This window comes from Shimia sp. R9_2, from assembly GCF_017743735.1.
Classification (GTDB): Bacteria; Pseudomonadota; Alphaproteobacteria; order Rhodobacterales; family Rhodobacteraceae; genus Shimia.
The window spans coordinates 332,947-354,309 of sequence record NZ_JAGHRO010000004.1 but is presented as its reverse complement, the minus strand read 5'-3'; the positions used below and the strand labels follow the sequence as shown (position 1 = coordinate 354,309).

The window sequence follows — 21,363 nt, the reverse complement described above, 5'->3', positions numbered from 1 at the left end:
ATGGCGACCCCTGAAGATCCCGCCGCCAAACGCCCTCACATTCCTGTTCTGCTTGCGCCTTTGCTTCGCGCGGTGGCACCTGTTTCGGGGCGTTGGCTTGATGGCACATTTGGCGCGGGTGGCTATACCCGTGGGCTGATTGAAGCCGGGGCCAGCAAGGTCTATGGCGTGGACCGTGATCCGCTGGCCTTTGAGATGGCAGCCTCTTGGGTGGGCGGCTATGGCGATCAGATCGAGCTGGTGGCCGGTGTGTTTTCCAAGATGGATGAGTATGCCGAAGATCTGGATGGCGTGGTGCTCGACCTTGGGGTCAGCTCTATGCAGCTGGATCTGGCAGAGCGCGGCTTTTCCTTCATGAAAGACGGTCCACTGGACATGCGGATGAGTCAGGATGGACCTTCTGCCGCGGATCTTGTGAATGAGGCCGGTGAGGCCGAGCTGGCGGATATCATCTACCAGTACGGGGAAGAGCGGGCGAGCCGTCGGATTTCCAAGGCGATTGTGCGGGAGCGGGCGGCTGCGCCGATCACCACCACATTGCGTCTGGCGGAGATTGTCGAAGGTTGCTTGCCGCGCCCGAAGCCGGGGCAGAGCCACCCAGCGACACGCAGCTTTCAGGCGCTGCGGATCGCGGTGAATGATGAATATGGCGAGCTGTTCCGTGGGCTGATGGCGGCAGAGCGGGCGCTGAAGCCCGGCGGACTTCTGGCGGTTGTGACCTTCCATTCTGTGGAAGACCGCATGGTGAAGCGGTTCTTGCAGTCGCGCGCGGGCAAAACCGGCAACGTCAACCGCTATGCCCCTGAGACAGAACAGGAAAAGCCCGCGTTTGAATTGATCACCCGCAAGGCGGTTGGACCTGATCCGGAAGAGCTTGAAGACAACCCGCGTGCGCGCTCTGCGAAACTGCGGGTGGCGCGGCGCACCGATGCGCCAGCGGGTGAGATTGCGGGCAAGGCGATTGGAATGCCAACCCTTGGAGGGCGGAAGTAAATGCGGACGGTGTTGTTTGTTTTGGCGGCTGGTATGGTGATTGCGCTGTCCGTGTGGGCCTATCAGGAGAACTATCGCACGCAGGCGATGATCGGCGAGACCGAACGTTTGCAGCGTGAGATTGGCGAGGCGCGGGCGCGTCTGTCGGTGCTGAAGGCCGAGTGGGCCTATCTCAACCGCCCCGACCGTCTGCGCGATCTGGCCGAGATCAACTACAACGATCTGCAGCTTTTGCCGCTGCGCCCCAACCAGTTCGGGCGCGTGGAGCAGGTGGCCTATCCGGCCAGCGGCGTGCTGTTTGACATTGAGAATGCAGTTGAGGTCTCCGCTGAGGAGGTCACACCATGACACGCACACCGCTGAGACCGCTTGCGTCGATCCTGCGGGCGCGGGATGTGGGGGAGAACCCTGACAGTATTGAGCGCGCCAACCTGCGCGCGCGCCATGAGGAAATGCGCAGCAAGGGGCGTGCTCGTGCAGAGGGGCGTCTGCTGATCATGGCGGTTCTGTTCACCGGCGCGTTTATCACTGTGGGTGCGCGGATGGGCGTGGTCAGCATGTCTGAAGCCACCGAGCCGCGCACAAGCTATGCCGGGAGCCGCATTCAGGCGGAGCGCGCCGATATTGTCGACCGGCATGGGCGCATTCTGGCGACCAACCTTGAGACCCACGCGCTTTATGCGCAGCCACATCACATGATCGACAAGGAACGCGCCGCAAAGGAGTTGGTCGCGATCTTTCCGGATCTGGATGAAGAACGTCTGATTAAGGATTTTACAGGAAAGAGAAAATTCCTCTGGATCAAGAAGAAGATCAGCCCTGAGCAACAACAGGCTGTGCATGATATCGGTGAGCCGGGGCTGCTGTTTGGCCGCCGCGAAATGCGGCTTTATCCAAACGGGCGTTTGGCGGCGCATATCCTTGGCGGGGCGAGCTTTGGCAAGGAAGACGTGCATGACGCCGAGCTGATCGGTGTCGCGGGCGTTGAAAAGTACTTTGACGATGCGCTGCGTGATCCGGCCAATGGCGACAAATCGCTGACCCTGTCCATTGACCTCACCGTGCAGGCCGCGGCTGAGCGCGTGCTTTGGGGCGGCATGAAGCTGATGAATGCCAAAGGCGCAAGTTCTGTGCTGATGGATGTGAAAACCGGTGAAGTGATCTCCATGGTCAGCCTGCCGGATTTTGACCCCAACAACCGCCCGCGCCCTCCGGTGCAGGGGCAGGCGGCGGACAGCCCGCTGTTTAACCGCGCGGTGCAGGGGCTTTATGAGCTTGGCTCGACCTTCAAGATTTTCACCGCGGCGCAATCCATCGAGCTGGGGATTGCCGCGCCTGAGACGCTGATTGACACCAAAGGGCCGCTGCGCTGGGGCAAATTCCGCATTCGGGATTTCCGCAACTACGGTGCGCAGTTGACGCTGACCAAGGTGATCGTGAAATCCTCCAACATCGGCACCGCGCGGATTGCGCAGCTGATCGGGGCGGCGCGTCAGCAGGATTTCCTGCGCAACCTTGGTTTCTTTGAGCCGACACCGGTTGAGGTGGTTGAGGCGCGCGGCGCGCAGCCATTGCTTCCGCGCAACTGGTCTGAGCTGTCGACCATGACGATTTCCTACGGCCACGGCATGTCGGCCAGCCCGCTGCATCTGGCGGCTGGCTATGCGGCGATCGCCAATGGCGGCACCAAAGTCACGCCAACCCTGCTGAAACAGGATGATGTCGAAACCGGCCCGCGCGTGATGAGCGCAGAAAGTGCCGAAGCCGCGCGCACCATGTTGCGCAAAGTGGTGAGCGAGGGCACCGCCTCCTTTGGCGAAGTGCCCGGCTATGCGGTGGGCGGCAAGACCGGCACGGCTGATAAGCCGAAAGAAAACGGGCGCGGGTACTATGAGGACAAGGTGATCGCAACCTTTGCGGCGATGTTCCCGACCCATGATCCGAAATATGTGCTGATCCTGTCGCTGGATGAGCCGGTGGAAACCACAGGCGATGAGCCGCGCCGCACAGCAGGCTGGACCGCAGTCCCTGTGGCGGCTGAAATGATCGCGCGCGTCGCACCGCTTTTGGGGCTGCGTCCCGAAGTTGAACCCACGGAGTTGGCTGATATAACGCTGACATCAAACTAAGCCGAGCAAAGGCGGGGCACGGATGGCAGTGGGCGCAAAACATCTTTCTGAATTGGGCCTGACGGCCATTGGCGGGGCAAATCCGGCGATCACCGGCTTGGCGGTGGACAGCCGCGACGTGAAAGAGGGCTTTCTGTTCGCAGCGATGCCCGGCACGCGGGTGCATGGGGGCACTTTCATTCAATTTGCTTTGCGCATGGGCGCGTCTGCGATCCTGACCGACGCGGCGGGCGCAAAGATTGCGGAGCAGGAGCTGGCGGCAAGTGATGCCGCTGTGGTGATTGCGGAAGACCCGCGTCAGGCGCTGGCCTATACGGCGGCGCTGTTTTTTGGCGCACAGCCCGGCATTATGGCGGCGGTCACCGGCACCAATGGCAAAACCTCTGTGGCAACCTTCCTGCGGATGATCTGGCAGGAGATGGGGCTTGAGGCGGTGAACCTTGGCACCACCGGTGTGGAGGGCGATTTCACCGCTCCGCTGCATCACACAACGCCGGAGCCGATCACCCTGCACCGCACCTTGGCGGCTGCGGTGGAGGCGGGCATTGGCTTTGCTGCGATGGAGGCTTCTTCGCACGGTCTGGCGCAATGCCGTCTGGACGGGGTGCAGCTGAAGGCGGCGGGGTTCACCAACTTCACGCAGGATCACCTCGACTATCACGAGACCTTTGATGAGTATTTCAACGCCAAGGCCGGGCTTTTTGCGCGCGTATTGCCGGAAGACGGCACGGCGGTGATCAATGTGGATGACCCGCGCGGCATGGATATGGCGCTGATCGCGGGCGGACGGGGACAGGGCGTTCTGACCGTTGGCAAAGGCGACGCGGATCTCGCGCTCACAGCACAGAGGCTGGATGCGACCGGGCAGGATGTGCGCTTCACCTTTCGTGGCAAAAGTTATCAGACGCGGCTCAATCTGCTTGGCGGATTTCAGGCGGAGAATGTGCTCTTGGCGGCTGGTCTGGCTGTGGCCTGTGGCGCGGAGCCGGAGCGGGTGTTTGAGGTGCTGCATGAGCTGAAAGGCGTGCGCGGTCGGATGCAACTGGCGGCGACGCGGGCCAATGGGGCGGCGGTTTATGTCGACTATTCCCACACGCCTGACAGCGTGGCGACAGCGCTCAAGGCTCTGCGTCCCCATGTGATGGGCCGGCTCATCATTGTGGTCGGCGCAGGCGGGGATCGCGACAAAACCAAACGCCCGCTGATGGGGCAGGCGGCCGCAGAACACGCCGATGTGGTGTTTGTCACCGATGACAATCCGCGCAGCGAAGATCCTGCGGTGATCCGCGCAGCCGTGATGGAGGGCGCGCCGGAGGCCACCGAAGTGGGTGATCGGGCTGAGGCCATCCTGCGCGCGGTGGATGCGCTGGGGCCGGGCGATGCGCTGTTGATTGCGGGCAAAGGGCATGAGACCGGGCAGGAAATCGGCGAGGATATCCTGCCGTTTGATGATTGTGAGCAGGCCAGCGTGGCCGTGGCCGCTTTGGATGGAGGTCTGGCATGACGCTTTGGAGCTCTGTCGCCGCTGCCGAGGCAACCGGTGGGCGCAGCACGCGCGACTGGACCTGCAACGGTGTGTCAATTGACACGCGCACCCTTGAGGAGGGCGATCTGTTTGTGGCCCTCACCGCGGCGCGGGATGGCCATGAATTTGTGGCGCAGGCTTTGGAAAAAGGTGCGGCTGCTGCTTTGGTGAGCCGCATTCCGGACGGCCTCACGGAAGATGCGCCGCTGTTGATTGTCGACGATGTGCTGGAGGGGCTTGAGGCTTTGGGCTGTGCTGCACGCGCCCGCACAGAGGCGCGGGTTGTGGCGGTCACCGGCTCGGTAGGCAAAACCTCGACCAAGGAAATGCTGCGCGCCATGCTTGCGGGGCAAGGGCGCACCCATGCCTCCGTGGCGAGCTACAACAACCATTGGGGCGTGCCGCTCACCTTGGCGCGGATGCCCGAAGATACAGACTATGCGGTGATTGAAATCGGGATGAACCACCCCGGCGAAATCTCGCCGCTTGCCAAAATGGCACGGCCGCATGTGGCGCTGGTCACAACGGTTGCCGCTGTGCATCTGGAAGCTTTTGAGAATGTCGCGGGCATCGCACAGGAAAAAGCGGCGGTGTTTGACGGGTTGGAGCCGGATGGCATTGCCATCGTGAACGCGGATATCGACACCGCAGATGTGTTGCGCGCCCATGCGGCAGCCCTCGGATTTGGCAGGCAGGAGTTTGGCGAGAGCGCAACAGATTGGCAGCTGGGCGAGATCAAGCTGCAGGGCAATGTGACCGTGGCGCGCGCCAAGCAAGGCGACGAGGCGCTGCTCTTTAAAGTGCAAAGCGCAGGGCGCCATTTTGCGATGAATGCACTTGGCGCTTTGGCCTCGGTTGATGCGATGGGCGCAGATTTGGCGCTGGCGGTGGCTGATCTTGGCCGCTGGACCCCGTTTGTGGGGCGCGGCGCACGCGAAACGCTGGTGCTCGATCCGGTGGAAACTGACCGCACTCTGGAGCTGATTGATGAGGCTTATAATGCCAATCCAACCAGCCTTGGTGCCGCGCTTGAGGTTCTCGCCGCAGCAGAACCCAAAGACGGTATTGGCCGCATCGGCAAGGGGCGGCGGATTGCCTTTGTCGGGGACATGAAGGAACTGGGGGGCGAGGAAGTCGTCATGCATGCTGAGCTTGCGGCGCACCCGGCGATGGCTGAGATCGACATCGTGCATTGCGTTGGTCCGCTGATGCAGCACCTGCACGCCGCGCTGCCCGATGAGAAACGCGGGCTTTGGGCGGAGACCAGTGCGGAGCTGGCGGCGGAGGTGCGTCGGCTGGTTGATGCCGGTGATGTGGTCATGGCCAAGGGCAGCCTGTCGATGGCACTGGCGAAGGTGGTTGACGCCATCCGCAAACTGGGTCATCCCGCCCCGCAATCCAAAAACGAGGACCTGTAATGTTCTATTGGCTGACCGCGCTGTCGGATGGCGGTGATTTCTTCAACCTGTTCCGCTACATCACCTTCCGCGCGGGTGGTTCCTTCATGACGGCGCTGATCTTTGGCTTTATCTTTGGGCGTCCGCTCATCGATGTACTACGCCGCAAGCAGGGCAAAGGCCAGCCGATCCGCGATGACGGCCCCGAAGGGCATTTCGCCAAAGCGGGCACACCCACCATGGGGGGGCTGCTGATTGTGGGCGCTTTGGTCACCTCCACCCTGCTTTGGGCGCGTTGGGACAATAGCTTTGTCTGGCTCGTGCTGTTTGTCACGCTGGCCTATGGCCTCATCGGTTTTGCCGATGACTATGCCAAAGTGTCCAAGCAGAACACCAAAGGTGTGTCGGGCCGCGTGCGCCTGTTGCTGGGCTTTGTTATTGCAGGGATTGCAGGGGTTTGGGCGACATTCTTGCAGCCCGATACGCTGCAGTTTCAGCTTGCTGTTCCGATCTTCAAAGAGGTGCTCATTAACCTCAGCTGGGCCTATGTGCCTTTTGCCATGTTCGTGGTAGTGGGCGCGGCCAATGCGGTGAACCTGACCGATGGTCTGGACGGGCTTGCCATCATGCCGGTGATGATCGCCGCCGGCGCGCTGGGTGTCATTGCCTATGCGGTGGGCCGTGTCGACTTCACCGAGTATCTGGATGTGCATTATGTGCCGGGCACCGGTGAAATCCTGATCTTTGTGGCGGGTCTGATCGGCGGCGGTCTGGGCTTTCTGTGGTACAACGCCCCGCCCGCAGCGGTCTTCATGGGCGACACCGGCTCGCTGGCGCTTGGCGGCGCGCTTGGCGCGATTGCCGTGTCCACCAAACACGAGCTGGTGCTCGGCATCATTGGCGGCCTCTTTGTGGTTGAGGCGCTCAGCGTGATCATTCAGGTGCTCTACTTCAAGCGCACCGGCAAGCGGGTCTTTCTGATGGCGCCGATCCACCACCACTATGAAAAGAAAGGCTGGTCGGAGCCGCAGATCGTGATCCGCTTCTGGATCGTGGCTGTGATCCTCGCGATGATTGGTCTGGCGACGCTGAAGCTGCGCTAAACGGACCTTACAGGTGAGACAATGAGAGGCGTGCCGATTTTGGCGCGCCTTTTTGTTTCTCATTCTCCAAATATCCCCGCCGGAGGCATCCGACGTCTGCGGCTTGTGCCTCCCTCACGATCGAGGCACTGTTGGCGCGGAACTTTTTGGGGGTGTCGGATGATTCCAGTACAGGGCTTTGAGGGCGCGAAGGTCGCCGTTTTGGGCTTGGGGCGCTCAGGCCTTGCCACGGCGCGGGCGCTGCGTGCGGGCGGAGCAGAGGCGATCTGTTGGGACGACAACCCCAAAGCGCGCGAAATCGCAGAGAGCGAAGGGTTTCTCTGTGCCGATCTGCTCAAACAGAATGCCTTTGACGACATCGCCAGCCTGATCGTCAGCCCCGGCATACCGCATCTTTACCCAACGCCAAATCCCGTGGTGGCGGCAGCTTTGGAGGCGGGTGTCGCGGTGGACAATGACATCGGACTGTTTTTCCGCTCGTTCGCCAATGGCGGCTGGGAGATGTTTGAGACCATGCCCAAAGTGGTTGCGGTCACAGGCTCCAACGGCAAATCCACCACCTCCGCACTGATCCACCATGTGCTGAGCGAGGCCGGGCGGCGCACGCAGCTCGCAGGGAACATTGGACGTGGGGTGCTGGATCTGGACCCGGCGGAAGATGGCGATGTGATCGTGCTGGAGCTGTCGAGCTATCAGGCCGATCTCGCGCGCAGCCTCACGCCGGATATTGCCGTCTTCACCAACCTCAGCCCCGATCATCTGGATCGCCATGCGGGCATGGGGGGCTATTTCGCCGCCAAGCGCCGCCTCTTTGCCGAAGGTGGGCCGGATCGCGCTATTGTTGGCGTTGATGAGATCGAAGGGCGCTATATGGCAGCGCAGCTTTCAGAAGGCCCCTCTGATGACCGGGTGATGCGCATCTCGACCGATCGCAAGCTGTCTGGGCCGGGGTGGAACGTTTTTGCCCGAAAAGGATTTCTGAGCGAGTACCGCAAAGGGCGGCAGGCCGGCTCGATTGATCTGCGCGCCATCAAGGGGCTTCCCGGCGCGCACAATCATCAGAATGCCTGTGCCGCCTATGCGGTGTGCCGTGCGTTGGGCCTTGCGCCACGCGTGATCGAGGCCGGTTTTGCCAGCTTTGGCGGCCTGCCGCATCGCAGCCAGATTATCTCAGAGGCACATGGCGTGACCTATGTGAACGACAGCAAGGCCACCAATGTGGATGCGGCGCAAATGGCGCTGGCGGCGTTCAAAAAAATCCGCTGGATCTGTGGCGGGCTGGAGAAAGAAGGCGGTCTGGGCGATCTCGCTGAAAGCGCGGGCGAGGTGGTGAAGGCCTATGTCATCGGGCGTGAGGCGGCCAATTTTGCCATGCAGCTCAAAGGGGTTGAGGCCGAGGTCTGCACCACGATGGAACAGGCGGTGGCGCGCGCCGCGGCGGAGGCGCAGCAAGGCGAGACCGTTCTGTTGGCCCCGGCGGCGGCGAGTTTTGATCAGTACGACAGCTTTGAAAAACGCGGCGAGGATTTTGTGGCGCAGGTACAGGCGGCGACAGGCGCAGCTTAACCCCGCTTGGCCGCAATCGCCTGCCCTGCGGCCCAGCCCGAACTCCAGGCCCATTGGAAATTGAAGCCGCCGAGCCAGCCGGTGACATCCATGGCTTCGCCAATCACATAGAGGCCGAGCACGGCTTTGGCTTCCATGGTTTTGGAGGAGAGGCCGTCTGTGTCGATGCCGCCAAGGGTCACTTCGGCAGTGCGGTAGCCTTCGGTGCCTGAGGGCAGGAGCTCCCAGTTTTGCAGCTGGTCACAGAGCGCTTGCAGGGCAGCGTCGGACTGATCGGCGAGATTGCCGGACAGATCCATGGTCTCGCTGAGGTGATCCACCAAACGGGAGGGCAGCAGCGTGGCCAGCTCTGTGGTGAGATTGCGGCGGCCCTGTTCCTGACGGCGGTTGCGCAGGGTGTCAAACGGGCTGCCGTCTGGGAAGAGGTTCAGGGAGATCGGCTGACTTTCCCACCAATAAGAGCTGATTTGCAGCATGGCGGGGCCGGAGAGGCCGCGATGGGTGAAGAGCATGGCCTCCTCAAAGCTGGTGCCATTTGCCGCCGCACGCACCGGATGCGCCACGCCGGAAATGGCTTTGAAGCGGCCATCAGAGAAGGTGAAAGGCACAAGCCCCGCGCGGGTGTCTGTGACGGTCAGGCCAAACTGGCGCGCGACGTCATAAGCCAGCCCCGTTGCGCCCATTTTGGGAATGCTCTTGCCACCGGTGGCCAGCACGAGGTTGGTGCAGGTGAGGCTCTCGCGTTTGCCGCTCTTTTCGACTTCGACATTGAAGGTCGTGCCGTCATGGGTGACGTTGACGATCTGGGTTTCAAGCCAGAGCGCAGCGCCTGCTTGTGTCATCTCTGCCTGCAGCATCGCGATGATGTCTTTGGCGCTGTTGTCACAGAAAAGCTGTCCGAGGGTTTTCTCGTGATAGGCGATGCCGTGGCGCGCCACCATGTCGATGAAATCCCATTGCGTATAGCGGCTGAGGGCGGATTTGCAGAAATGGGGGTTGGCGGACAGGAAGTTTTCAGGGCCTGCATACATATTGGTGAAGTTGCAGCGCCCGCCTCCGGAGATACGGATTTTCTCGCCCGGCGCTTTGGCGTGATCCAGCACCAGCGTGCGTCCGCCGCTCTGTGTGGCGCACATCATGCCTGCCGCACCCGCGCCCAGAATGATGTTGTCCCAATGTGTCTGTCTGCTCATGTTGGCGGGGTGCCTGATGATGCGGCCTTGGTCAAGAGGGGCGCTGCCCCTGCCACATCTGCGATGTGGCTACCCCGAGATATTTTGAGAATGAGAAATCCCTGAGAGCTCTCTGGGGCTCAGAGGGCGGGTAAATCGGCCATCTCTATACTTTTCATAAAGCCTGTTGGGTGTTAGACTTTCACCCAGACCCGGAAAACGGGCGTTTTGAGGCAGAGATCGGCGTATTTCGATGACAGAGATGGTTTATGGCGCGTTGCCCGTTCGGGCGCGTGAGCCCGTGCTTCCGAAATGGTGGCAAACACTGGACAAATGGACGATGACATCCATTGTGTTGCTGTTTGTGATTGGCTTGATGTTGGGCATGGCAGCAAGCCCCCCTTTGGCGGCAAAAAACGGGTTTGAGCCGTTTCACTACGTCAAAAAACAAGCTTTCTTTGGCGGATTGGCGATGGTGACCATGGTTGTCACCTCGATGATGTCCCCCACATTGGTGCGCCGTCTTGCGGTGGTTGGCTTTGGCGTGTCCATGGTCGCGCTGGCGCTGTTGCCGGTGTTTGGCACGGATTTTGGCAAAGGCGCGACGCGCTGGTATTCGCTGGGGTTTGCCTCCTTGCAGCCGTCTGAGTTTCTGAAGCCCGGATTTGTGGTGGTCGCCGCCTGGTTGATGGCGGCCAATGAGGAAATCAATGGCCCTCCGGGACGGCGCTGGTCCTTCCTGTTGATGATGACTATTGTGCTGATGCTCGCCATGCAGCCTGACTTTGGCCAGGCCTGTCTGATCCTGTTTGGCTGGAGTGTGATGTATTTTGTCTCCGGGGCACCGATGATGCTAATTGGTGGGATCATCCTGTCGCTGATCCCGGTTGCGAATTTTGCCTATAACAACTCAGAGCACTTTGCCCGCCGGATTGACGGGTTTCTGGATCGCTCGGTCGATCCGACCACGCAGATCGGCTATGCCACGGAGGCGATCCGCGAAGGCGGACTGTTTGGCGTAGGTGTGGGCGAAGGGCAGGTGAAATGGTCCCTGCCGGATGCGCATACCGATTTCATCATCGCGGTGGCGGCCGAGGAATACGGGCTGATCCTTGTTTTTGCGATTCTTGCACTCTACGCGACCATTGTGCTGCGCTCGTTTTTCCGCCTGATGCGGGAGCGTGATCCGTTCATTCGGCTGGCGGGCACCGGCCTTGTGGCGATTTTCGGCGTACAAGCGCTCATCAATATGGGCGTTGCGGTGCGGCTATTGCCTTCCAAAGGCATGACTTTGCCGTTTGTGAGCTATGGCGGCTCTTCCCTCATCGCCGGGGGGATTGCAGTTGGCATGATTTTGGCGTTTACCCGCAGCCGTCCTCAAGGTGAGATCGGGGACATTCTGCGGGGGCATGGTAGATGAGTAGACAGCCACTTTTGGTGATTGCGGCAGGTGGCACGGGCGGCCATATGTTTCCGGCGCAGGCGTTGGCGGAGGTGATGCTGCGCAAAGGCTGGCGGGTCAAACTTTCCACGGATGCACGTGGCGCCCGCTACACCGGAGGCTTTCCCCATACGGTGGAGATTGAGGAGGTCAGCTCGGCCACCTTTGCGCGCGGCGGGGCGCTGGCCAAGCTGGCGGTGCCGTTTCGCATTCTTGGCGGCGTGTTTGGCGCTGCGCTGAAGATGCGCAAAGACCGGCCCGATGTGGTGGTCGGTTTTGGCGGTTATCCGACCATTCCGGCCATGGGGGCGGCCTGGTTGTTGAAGCTGCCGCGGATGATCCATGAGCAGAACGGTGTGCTGGGCCGGGTCAATCAGGTGTTTGCCAACCGTGTGGATGTGGTGGCCTGTGGCACCTGGCCAACGGCGTTGCCGGACGGTGTTGAAGGCACGCCGGTGGGCAACCCTGTGCGCAAGGCGGTGATGGATCGCGCGGGCGCAGGCTATATCGCGCCGGGGGATTACCCCATGTCGGTGCTGGTGATTGGCGGCAGTCAAGGCGCGCGCATCTTGAGTGATGTGGTGCCTGCGGCGATTGCCGCTTTGCCGTCTGACATCCTGGGCAACCTGCGCGTGGCGCATCAGGCGCGCGATGAGGATTTTGATCGGGTGTCGGCCTTTTACGCAGAGGCGGGCATTGCGGCGGATGTGCAGCCGTTCTTCACCGATGTTCCGGCACGGATGAGCGAAGCACAGCTGGTGATTTCACGTTCCGGCGCGAGCTCGGTGGCGGATATTTCCATCATTGGGCGGCCGTCGATCCTTGTGCCATTTGCCGCAGCGGCGGGCGATCACCAGACGGCCAATGCGCGGGGTCTGGCAGAGGCGGGCGGGGCGATTGTTGTGCCCGAGAGCCTTCTGACGCCGGAGTCACTGACCGAACAAATCACAACTATTTTGAGCAACCCGCAGGGCGCGAGCCAGATGGCGCAGGCCGCGCTGTCGGCGGGCAAGCCGGACGCGACTGAGGCGCTTGTGGCGCTGGTCGAGCAGCTGGCGAACAAGGACCAATAAGATGAACGCAGCAACCAAACTTCCCGGCGACGTGGGCGCCATCCACTTTGTGGGGATCGGCGGCATTGGCATGTCCGGCATTGCCGAGGTGCTGGTGAACCATGGCTATACGGTGCAGGGATCGGACCTGAAGACCACCAAGATCACCCAGCGTCTGGCAGGCATGGGCGCGACAGTGTTTGAAGGCCAGCGCGCGGAAAATCTGGAAAACGCCGAAGTGGTGGTGATTTCCTCTGCCATCAAACCGGGCAATCCGGAGCTGGATGAAGCACGCCGCAAAGGCCTGCCGGTTGTGCGCCGCGCGGAAATGCTGGCCGAGCTGATGCGGTTGAAATCGAACATCGCTGTGGCGGGCACCCATGGCAAGACCACCACCACCACCATGGTTGCGGCGCTGCTGGATCATGGTCATTTTGACCCGACCGTGGTGAATGGCGGGATCATTCACGCCTATGGCTCTAACGCACGTGTGGGCGAGGGCGAATGGATGGTTGTGGAGGCTGATGAGAGCGACGGCACGTTCAACCGTCTGCCTGCGACCATTGCGATTGTGACCAATATCGACCCAGAGCATATGGAGCATTGGGGCACCGAGGAGGCGCTTCATAAAGGCTTTTATGATTTTGTCTCCAACATTCCGTTTTACGGGCTGGCGGTCTGCTGCACCGATGATCCGGATGTGCAGACGCTGGTGGGCAAGATCACCGACCGGCGCGTGGTGACCTTTGGCTTCAATGCCCAAGCGGATGTGCGCGCGGTGAACCTGACCTATAAAGCGGGCGTGGCGCATTTTGACATCGCGCTGCAAGCTGAGGGCAAGGTGATCGAAGGCTGCACTTTGCCGATGCCGGGGGACCACAATGTGTCCAATGCGCTTTCGGCCGTGGCCATCGCCCGTCATTTGGGCATGAAGCTTGAGGAAATCCGTGCAGCACTCGCGGCCTTTGGCGGCGTGAACCGCCGTTTCACCAAAGTGGGCGAAGTGCTGGGTGGCGTGCCGGTGATTGATGACTATGGCCACCATCCTGTAGAGATCGCCGCCGTGCTGAAAGCCGCGCGGCAGGCGATTGGCGACAGCGGCGGTCGGGTCATTGCCGTGCATCAGCCGCACCGTTTCACACGCCTGCATTCGCTGTTTGAGGATTTCTGCACCTGCTTCAATGAAGCCGATGTAGTTGGCATTGCCGATGTCTTTGCCGCCGGTGAGGCCCCGATTGAAGGGGCAAGCCGTGATGATCTGATCAATGGGCTGGTGGCGCATGGGCATCGTCATGCGGTGCCCATCTCTGAGGAGAGCGATCTTGTCGCTTTGGTCAAAGACACCGCGAAACCCGGTGACATCGTTGTCTGCCTTGGAGCAGGGTCGATCAGCGCCTGGGCCAATGGGTTGCCGGGGCATCTGGGCGCATAAGCTGTGGTGGCTTGCGCGCGCCTCACAGCGCATTAGAGTGCCTCTGAAAGAGATATGAGGGACATGACGTGAGCCTATCTTTGACCCTTGCCTGCGTTTGGGTGCTGGCCGCCGCCGTGGTGGCCATGCTGCCGTTGCAGAAACAATTCGCCGTTGGCTGGGCCTTGTTTGTGGCCGCGATGATCCTGATTGCGGTGATCTTTTATGAGCATGGTTGGCTGTTTGGCGGGCTGGCGCTTTTTGGCTTTGTCTCCATGTTCCGCCGGCCGTTGAATTACTATCTGCGCAAATGGATGGGGCTGCCCGTCGAGAGCGACATTGCCGAGGCTGAGGAATGAGCCTGTCGCTGACCTGTGCCTTTGTCTGGCTGATTGCGGCCAATCTGCGTGCGATGTTTCCGTCCAAGGACAATCTCTGGTCCTTTGCTTATGTGATGATTGCGCTTGGTGTGCCGATTGTGATCGGCGTGGCCATTCAGCATAACATCTGGCTGGCGCTGGTGCTGGTGGGGATGGGCGCTTGGATCATGCGGTGGCCGGTGATCTACCTGTGGCGCTGGGTTAAAGGGAAGATCGAATGATCGCCGATCTGATCCTTGATGTGACCCTTGGGCTGAATGCGCTGGTCTGGTTTGCGGTGATGCTGATGCCGCTTTATGGCGCGATCACCGGATTTCGCCGCACCCGACCTCTGCTAAAACGCGCAAGTCTGATCCTGATCTGTCTGGCGGTTCTGCTGGCCTCGTTGCTGGTGACGCTCAGCACCTTTGACACCGTTTCTGATCCGGAGTCATTGGCGGCGCTTTATGCCTATAGCGGCTGGCTGTTGCTGGCTTTGCCAGGCGTGCTGGCGATGGGCTGGGGGCTGCATTTTGCAATCTTCCGACTGCGCAACCGCCCTTAGGCGGGAATTGGCGCCGCGCCAGAGGTCAGGGGCTTGCCGGGATAGGGTCGCTTCGGTATCGGTGCAGGGACCACAAGACCCCGAAGGACCCCTGACATGACTGATCTGCCCACACCGCGCGGCAAGCTAACGCCTGGCAAGGAACTGTCTGGGCTGACGTGGCTGCGTGTGGGTGGCCCGGCGGATTATCTGTTTCAGCCCGCGGATGTGCAGGATCTGGCGGATTTCCTCAAAGCGCTGCCCAAAGATGTGGCGGTTTTCCCGATGGGGGTTGGCTCCAATCTGATCGTGCGCGATGGCGGTTTGCGCGCCGTGGTGATCCGTATGGGGCGGGGCTTTAATGCCATCGAAATTGAGGGCAATCGCGTGCGCGCCGGTGTGGCTGCGCTGGATGCGCATGTGGCGCGCAAGGCGGCTGCCGAAGGCGTTGATTTGACCTTTCTGCGCACCATTCCCGGCGCGATTGGCGGGGCGGTGCGTATGAATGCCGGATGCTACGGCAGCTATACCGCAGATGTGTTTGTGCAGGCGACGGCTGTCACGCGCGAGGGCGAGATCGTGGCGCTCACCGCTGAAGACCTGAATTTCCAATACCGTCAGACCGACCTCCCCGAGGGCTGGGTGATTGTGGAAGCGGTTTTGGAAGGCCCATCCGGTGATCCGGAAGAGTTGGCCGCGCGCATGGAGACGCAATTGGCCAAGCGCGATGCGACACAGCCCACCAAAGACCGCTCCGCTGGCAGCACCTTCCGCAATCCGGCTGGCTTCTCCTCTACCGGGAAGGCGGATGATGTGCATGACCTCAAAGCCTGGAAGGTGATTGATGATGCGGGGATGCGCGGCGCACGCATAGGTGGCGCGCAGATGAGCGAGATGCATTCCAATTTCATGATCAATACCGGCGACGCCACAGCGGCAGATTTGGAAAATCTGGGCGAGGAAGTGCGAAAAAGGGTTTTCCAAAACAGCGGAATAGAGCTACAGTGGGAAATCATGCGGGTCGGGGAACCGTCCGCTGATTAACTTCTTACCAAATGCTTAATAACAGGCACAAAAAAGCGGTTTGAAGATATCACAACAAGGGCGCAAAGTCCGATAAAACAGGGCAAAGCCCGAACTGAGAGCAGGGCACAAAGCCCAATCCGAGCAGGCATCCCTTGCCTGAATAAAAATGCGGCTGAACAAGGCCGCGATAACGAGTCCGAAGGGCTCAAACCAAAACAGGGCCGAAAACGGCTCGGGACATTGAGGCACGTTGGGTATGTCAGAGCAGACAAACCCCAAAGTTGCAGTTGTGATGGGCGGACCCTCTGCAGAACGCGAGGTTTCGCTTTCCACAGGGCGTGAATGCGCTGCTGCGCTGCGGGAAGCAGGATATGAGACCGTCGAGCTTGATGCCGGGTCGGATCTTGTTGCGCGCCTTAAAGAGATTTCTCCGGATGTGATTTTCAATGCGCTGCATGGCCGCTGGGGCGAAGACGGCTGTGTGCAGGGCATTTTTGAATGGATGCGCATCCCCTACACCCATTCCGGTGTGCTTGCCTCGGCCCTTGCCATGGACAAGCAGCGCGCCAAAGAAGCTTTCAAAGCCGCCGGTCTGCCGGTGGTGGAAAGCGTGATTGCAGACAAAGCCGATGTGGGCGCGCGTCATATGATGGCACCGCCCTATGTGGTGAAGCCCAACAATGAAGGCTCCTCGGTCGGCATCTATATCGTCAACGCCGGAGCCAACACGCCGCCTAAACTGGCGGAGACCATGCCGGATGAGGTGATGGTGGAAACCTATGCGCCTGGCCGTGAATTGACGACAACCGTGATGGGCGACCGCGCGCTAGGTCTGACCGATATCATCACCGATGGCTGGTATGACTATGAGGCAAAATACGCCGAGGGCGGATCGCGCCATGAAATCCCTGCGCAGGTGCCGCAAGAGATCTATGACGCCTGCATGGAATATGCCGTGCGCGCGCACAATGCGCTTGGCTGTCGGGGTGTCTCGCGCACCGATTTCCGCTGGGATGAAGCACGCGGATTGGATGGGTTGATCCTGCTGGAGGTCAACACCCAGCCGGGCATGACCCCGACATCGCTGTCACCGGAGCAGGCGGCGCATTGTGGCATGTCTTTTGCAGAGTTCTGCAGCTGGATGGTGGAGGACGCCTCATGCGATCGCTGAGCGTGCCAAAGCGCAAAAAGCCGCGCCACGATCCGGCGCCGAGCCGGTGGGCCTATCGCTTTGAGCGGCTGATGCTGACGCCGTTCTTTCGCTTTTGCCTGCGTACGGTTGTGCCGTTTGCTGTTGTGGCTGGTGGTGCGCTGATCTATTTCTCTGACGAGGACCGTCGCGAGGCGCTGAGCCTTGCGATCAATGATCTGCGCCGCGAGATTGCGACACGCCCCGAGTTCATGGTCAGCGCGATGGCGATTGATGGCGCCTCCGATGGCACCTCCGAGGACATCCGCGATATTCTGTCGTTGAGCTTTCCGGTGAGCTCCTTTGATCTTGATCTGCCCGCCATTCAGGCGCGGGTCAGTGAGCTGCCGTCTATCGCAAGCGCCTCCGTGCGGGTGCGCACCGGCGGGGTGCTGCAGCTTGATATTGCCGAGCGCACGCCGGTTGTTGTTTGGCGCACCCATGAAGGGCTGACGCTTGTGGATCCGGATGGTCATGTGACCGGCCCGGCCGTGTCGCGCAATGCCCATGCGCAGATGCCGCTGATTGCGGGCGAGGGCGCTGAAGGTCATGTGCGCGAAGCGTTGGAGCTTTTTGCTGCGGCTGATCCGATCGCGGATCGTGTGATCGGCCTTGTGCGTGTCGGAGAGCGGCGCTGGGACGTGGTGCTGACCCGTGAGCAACGGATTTTGCTGCCGGAGCAGGGGGCTGTGCAGGCGCTTGACCGTGTGGTCGCGCTCAACAGCGCGCAGGAGCTTCTGGAGCGCGATATTTCGGTGGTGGACATGCGGCTGACCCGTCGTCCGACCATCCAACTTACAGAAAATGCCGTTGAGGACTGGTGGCGCACCAGTCAGATAACCTTGGGGACAACAGGACAATGACAGAGCTGTATCAAAGCCAGCGCGCCATGCGTGCGATGCGCAAAGCGGCCATGCAACGCGGTGTGATTGCGGTTCTGGATGTGGGAACGTCCAAGATCGCCTGTCTGGTTCTGCGCTTTGACGGCACGGATCGGCTCGCCAGTGTTGAGGGCATCGGCTCCATGGCGGGGCAAAGCGGTTTTCGGGTGATCGGCGCCAACACCATCATGTCCCGTGGTGTGAAATTTGGCGAAATCGACACCATGCAGGAAACCGAGCGCGCCATTCGCACGGTGGTGCAGGCTGCGCAGAAGATGGCCAAGATCCGCGTGGATCACGTAATCGCCTGTTTTTCCGGCGCGGAGCCGCGCTCTTATGGTTTGGACGGGCAGATTGATGTGCATGGCCAAATGGTTGGCGAGCAGGATGTGGCGCGCGTGCTTGCCGCCTGTGATGTGCCCGACTACGGCGCGGACCGCGAAGTTCTGCACGCACAGCCGGTGAATTTTGCGCTGGATCACCGCTCCGGTCTCAATGACCCGCGCGGGCAGGTGGGGCAGGTGCTGACCACCGACATGCATATGCTGACCGTCGACAAGGCGGCGGTGCAGAACCTTGTGCATTGTATCAAGCGTTGTGATCTGGAGCTCGCGGGGATTGCCTCCTCGGCCTATGTCTCCGGTCTGTCCGCACTGGTGGAAGATGAACAGGAGCTTGGCGCGGCGTGCATCGACATGGGCGGCGGGGCGACCAGCCTGTCGATCTTCATGAAGAAGCACATGATCTTTGCTGACACGGTGCGCATGGGCGGCGATCACGTCACCGGCGACATCTCCATGGGGCTTCAGGTGCCCATGGCCACGGCGGAACGGATCAAGACCTTCTATGGTGGCGTTGTGGCCACCGGGATGGATGATCGCGACATGATTGAGCTGTCCGGGGACACCGGCGATTGGGAGCATGATCGGCGCACGGTGAGTCGCGCAGAATTGATTGGAATCATGCGCCCGCGTGTCGAAGAAATCCTCGAAGAAGTGCGCGCGCGGCTCGATGTTGCCGGGTTTGAGCACCTTCCGAGCCAGCAAATTGTGCTGACTGGCGGCGGCAGCCAGATCCCTGGATTGGACGGCCTGGCCTCCAAAATCCTGGGTCAGCAGGTGCGCCTTGGCCGCCCGATGCGCGTGCATGGGCTGCCGCAGGCAGCGACCGGACCGGGCTTTGCCGCCACGGTTGGCATGTGCCTTTTTGCAACCCATCCGCAGGACGAATGGTGGGATTTCGACCTGCCGGTGGATCGCTATCACTCGCGCACCATCGGGCGCGCGGTGCGGTGGTTCCGGGAAAATTGGTGAGGCTTTAGTTGGGGATAAAGTGACGAAAGTGACTTTTTGGGGGTGACCTCTTCGGACTGCGCCGTTAAGGTTTTCGTAACCGCCAGAGAACGCGGATCAAGCAGGCCGAGCAGTGGTCTCCGATATCATAGTAGCCAGTCTCGTGACGCCAGAGGTGTCTCGGATGGTTCCGTAGTGTTGTGCTGCGCATGGATTGCCCCGCAAAATATCGCGGTTTCGGCAAGATGCCGCTAGTTTTATAATTTTTCCTCCACATTTTGTGGCGAAATGCGCTTTTTGGGATGACGATTCCGGAAAGCGTGTTTAATAATGTGTTGGAGTAGGCAGAAAATGGCCCGCTGTGGCGGGTAAACAACAGGCGGACAGTTCTATGGCTTTGAATCTGACGATGCCCGATGAGGGTGATCTGAAACCCCGTATCACCGTTTTTGGTGTAGGCGGCGCAGGCGGCAACGCGGTCAACAACATGATCGATAAAGCGCTGGAAGGCGTGGAGTTCGTTGTGGCGAACACCGACGCGCAGGCGTTGCAGCAGAGCAAATCTGACAGCCGTGTGCAGCTGGGCGTAAAGGTCACCGAAGGTCTGGGCGCTGGGGCGCGCGCAACCGTTGGCGCCGCGGCCGCTGAAGAAAGCATCGAGGAGATCGTGGATCACCTCGCAGGCGCACACATGTGCTTCATCACCGCAGGTATGGGCGGCGGCACCGGCACCGGTGCGGCACCGATCATCGCACAAGCCGCGCGTGAACTGGGTGTTCTGACGGTGGGTGTTGTTACCAAGCCGTTCCAGTTTGAAGGCGCCAAGCGTATGCGTCAGGCCGAAGAGGGCGTGGAGCAGCTGCAAAAGATGGTCGACACGCTGATCATCATCCCGAACCAGAACCTGTTCCGCCTCGCCAACGAAAAGACCACCTTCACTGAAGCCTTCTCCATGGCGGATGACGTGCTCTATCAGGGCGTGAAAGGTGTGACCGATCTGATGGTGCGTCCGGGCCTGATCAACCTCGACTTCGCGGACGTGCGCGCCGTGATGGACGAGATGGGTAAAGCGATGATGGGCACCGGCGAAGCAACCGGCGAAGATCGTGCGATCCAGGCGGCAGAGAAGGCGATTGCCAACCCGCTGCTGGACGAGATCTCCCTGCGCGGTGCCAAAGGTGTTCTGATCAACATCACCGGCGGTCACGACCTGACCCTGTTCGAACTGGACGAAGCGGCCAACCGCATCCGCGAGGAAGTGGACGCCGACGCCAATATCATCGTGGGCTCCACCATGGACGACACGCTGGAAGGTGGCATGCGCGTATCCGTTGTTGCCACTGGCATCGACGCTGCAGAAGCCAACGCGGCCATGCCGCTGCCGCGCCGCTCCATGAAAGCGCCGCTGCCACAGGCCGAAGTTGAAGCAGCACCGGCTGCCGCAGCCCCTGTTGAGCAGGCACCGGTTGCCGCACAGGCCGCACCAGCGGCTGCGCAACCTGCCGCAGCGGCCCCGGCAGAGCCATCCCTGTTCCCGCAGATGGACGCGCAGCGCGCCGCAGCGGAAGAGCAGATGGAAGACATCTTTGAAGCGCCAGCCGCACAGGCCGCAGCACCGGCCGCGCCGACCTTTGATGCCGCTTCCGCAGGTGCCGATGTGCCTCCACCGGCTTATCAGCCGACCGCCGCACAGCAGGTGCAGCCGCAGACGTTTGAGGAAGAAGAGCCTCAGGATTTCGTTGCGCCACAGCGTCCGGCTCCGGGCACACCGACACCACAGCTGATGCAGCGTCTGCAGGCCGCTGTTGAGAAAGCGCCCGCCGCACCGGCCCGTCCGGCCGCAGCAGCGCCTGTGCAGGAGCCGCGTGCCGAAGAGCGTCCGCGCTTTGGTATCAACTCGCTGATCAACAAGATGACCGGCCACGCTGCTGAGCAGCAACCAGCCGCACGTCCGGCACCTGCCGCACCAGTGGCGCGCCAGCAACCTGCGGTTCAGTCGCAGGCACCGGCCACGCAAATGGACGAAGATCAGGAGCGTATCGAAATTCCGGCCTTCCTGCGCCGTCAAGCGAACTGATTTATTCAGCTTAACACGTGAAGAGGTCGCCTTTCGCAGGCGGCCTTTTTCTTTTTGTTTGCAACGGCTTGTGTGGTTCGTGGCGGGGTTTTGCCGAACTGTTACAAACATGTTTCAGTCCGTTGCAAAGCTTTATTTGAGGTGACGGGCGGAACCAACTACCTCACTATTGCGGCCAAATGGGGTGTGCCGCGTAACCTTTGAGG

Annotated in this window: 19 protein-coding genes; 18 read left to right on the top strand and 1 reads right to left on the bottom strand. The window is 60.9% G+C overall.

Translation table 11 applies throughout. The features are described from left to right. The 7 genes from rsmH to murD all read left to right on the top strand — a co-directional run bounded on the left by rsmH (window position 1) and on the right by murD (window position 8,713). The gene (gene rsmH, locus J7400_RS12605; protein ID WP_209063716.1) at window positions 1-993 is read left to right on the top strand and encodes a 16S rRNA (cytosine(1402)-N(4))-methyltransferase RsmH; all 993 of its coding nucleotides are present in this window, start codon (window positions 1-3) and stop codon (window positions 991-993) included. Continuing rightward, entirely contained in the window at window positions 994-1,341 is a 348-nt protein-coding gene (locus J7400_RS12600) for a cell division protein FtsL (protein ID WP_209063715.1), read from the top strand. Beyond that, window positions 1,338-3,122, top strand: a complete 1,785-nt coding sequence (locus J7400_RS12595; RefSeq protein ID WP_209063712.1) for a penicillin-binding protein 2 — start codon at window positions 1,338-1,340, stop codon at window positions 3,120-3,122. Before J7400_RS12600 ends, J7400_RS12595 begins: the two co-directional genes overlap by 4 nt. A 22-nt stretch (window positions 3,123-3,144) precedes the next feature. Beyond that, window positions 3,145-4,626, top strand: coding sequence for a UDP-N-acetylmuramoyl-L-alanyl-D-glutamate--2,6-diaminopimelate ligase (locus J7400_RS12590; protein ID WP_209063709.1), 1,482 nt, complete (start codon window positions 3,145-3,147; stop codon window positions 4,624-4,626). After that, window positions 4,623-6,065, top strand: coding sequence for a UDP-N-acetylmuramoyl-tripeptide--D-alanyl-D-alanine ligase (gene murF / locus J7400_RS12585; protein WP_209063707.1), 1,443 nt, complete (start codon window positions 4,623-4,625; stop codon window positions 6,063-6,065). Before J7400_RS12590 ends, murF begins: the two co-directional genes overlap by 4 nt. Continuing rightward, the gene (gene mraY / locus J7400_RS12580; RefSeq protein WP_209063705.1) at window positions 6,065-7,147 is read left to right on the top strand and encodes a phospho-N-acetylmuramoyl-pentapeptide-transferase; all 1,083 of its coding nucleotides are present in this window, start codon (window positions 6,065-6,067) and stop codon (window positions 7,145-7,147) included. The genes murF and mraY overlap by 1 nt, the downstream gene beginning before the upstream one ends. Window positions 7,148-7,306: 159 nt before the next feature. Next, the gene (gene murD / locus J7400_RS12575) at window positions 7,307-8,713 is read left to right on the top strand and encodes a UDP-N-acetylmuramoyl-L-alanine--D-glutamate ligase (protein WP_209063703.1); all 1,407 of its coding nucleotides are present in this window, start codon (window positions 7,307-7,309) and stop codon (window positions 8,711-8,713) included. Here the strand turns inward: murD and J7400_RS12570 are convergent. Then, entirely contained in the window at window positions 8,710-9,906 is a 1,197-nt protein-coding gene (locus J7400_RS12570; protein ID WP_209063701.1) for an NAD(P)/FAD-dependent oxidoreductase, read from the bottom strand. The two genes, murD and J7400_RS12570, sit on opposite strands and share 4 nt — an antisense overlap. Window positions 9,907-10,138: 232 nt before the next feature. Here J7400_RS12570 and ftsW point away from each other — a divergent pair, with 232 nt between their 5' ends. The 11 genes from ftsW to ftsZ all read left to right on the top strand — a co-directional run bounded on the left by ftsW (window position 10,139) and on the right by ftsZ (window position 21,157). Then, window positions 10,139-11,305 (top strand): putative lipid II flippase FtsW, encoded by a 1,167-nt coding sequence (ftsW, locus tag J7400_RS12565; protein ID WP_209063699.1) that lies wholly within the window; start codon window positions 10,139-10,141, stop codon window positions 11,303-11,305. Next, window positions 11,302-12,399 carry an undecaprenyldiphospho-muramoylpentapeptide beta-N-acetylglucosaminyltransferase gene (gene murG, locus J7400_RS12560; protein ID WP_209063697.1) on the top strand — a complete coding sequence of 366 codons (1,098 nt, stop codon included), beginning with the start codon at window positions 11,302-11,304 and terminating at the stop codon, window positions 12,397-12,399. Before ftsW ends, murG begins: the two co-directional genes overlap by 4 nt. 1 nt (window position 12,400) lies before the next feature. After that, window positions 12,401-13,810 (top strand): UDP-N-acetylmuramate--L-alanine ligase, encoded by a 1,410-nt coding sequence (gene murC / locus J7400_RS12555; protein ID WP_209063695.1) that lies wholly within the window; start codon window positions 12,401-12,403, stop codon window positions 13,808-13,810. Window positions 13,811-13,878: 68 nt separating this feature from the next. Next, window positions 13,879-14,148: a DUF2484 family protein gene (locus J7400_RS12550; RefSeq protein WP_209063693.1), complete on the top strand. Its 270-nt coding sequence runs from the start codon at window positions 13,879-13,881 to the stop codon at window positions 14,146-14,148. Beyond that, window positions 14,145-14,390, top strand: coding sequence for a DUF2484 family protein (locus J7400_RS12545; protein ID WP_209063691.1), 246 nt, complete (start codon window positions 14,145-14,147; stop codon window positions 14,388-14,390). The genes J7400_RS12550 and J7400_RS12545 overlap by 4 nt, the downstream gene beginning before the upstream one ends. Next, window positions 14,387-14,713 carry a hypothetical protein gene (locus tag J7400_RS12540; protein ID WP_209063689.1) on the top strand — a complete coding sequence of 109 codons (327 nt, stop codon included), beginning with the start codon at window positions 14,387-14,389 and terminating at the stop codon, window positions 14,711-14,713. Before J7400_RS12545 ends, J7400_RS12540 begins: the two co-directional genes overlap by 4 nt. 96 nt (window positions 14,714-14,809) lie before the next feature. Beyond that, a complete protein-coding gene (murB, locus tag J7400_RS12535) occupies window positions 14,810-15,736 on the top strand; it encodes a UDP-N-acetylmuramate dehydrogenase (protein ID WP_209063687.1) in 927 nt (308 codons plus the stop codon). 238 nt (window positions 15,737-15,974) lie between these two features. After that, a complete protein-coding gene (locus tag J7400_RS12530) occupies window positions 15,975-16,889 on the top strand; it encodes a D-alanine--D-alanine ligase (protein WP_209063685.1) in 915 nt (304 codons plus the stop codon). Then, a complete protein-coding gene (locus J7400_RS12525) occupies window positions 16,877-17,770 on the top strand; it encodes a cell division protein FtsQ/DivIB (RefSeq protein WP_209063683.1) in 894 nt (297 codons plus the stop codon). Before J7400_RS12530 ends, J7400_RS12525 begins: the two co-directional genes overlap by 13 nt. Further along, window positions 17,767-19,101 carry a cell division protein FtsA gene (ftsA, locus tag J7400_RS12520; RefSeq protein ID WP_209063681.1) on the top strand — a complete coding sequence of 445 codons (1,335 nt, stop codon included), beginning with the start codon at window positions 17,767-17,769 and terminating at the stop codon, window positions 19,099-19,101. Before J7400_RS12525 ends, ftsA begins: the two co-directional genes overlap by 4 nt. Before the next feature lie 370 nt (window positions 19,102-19,471). Then, on the top strand, window positions 19,472-21,157 hold the full coding sequence (gene ftsZ / locus J7400_RS12515; RefSeq protein ID WP_209063679.1) for a cell division protein FtsZ: 1,686 nt from the start codon (window positions 19,472-19,474) through the stop codon (window positions 21,155-21,157). Window positions 21,158-21,363 lie beyond the last annotated feature (206 nt).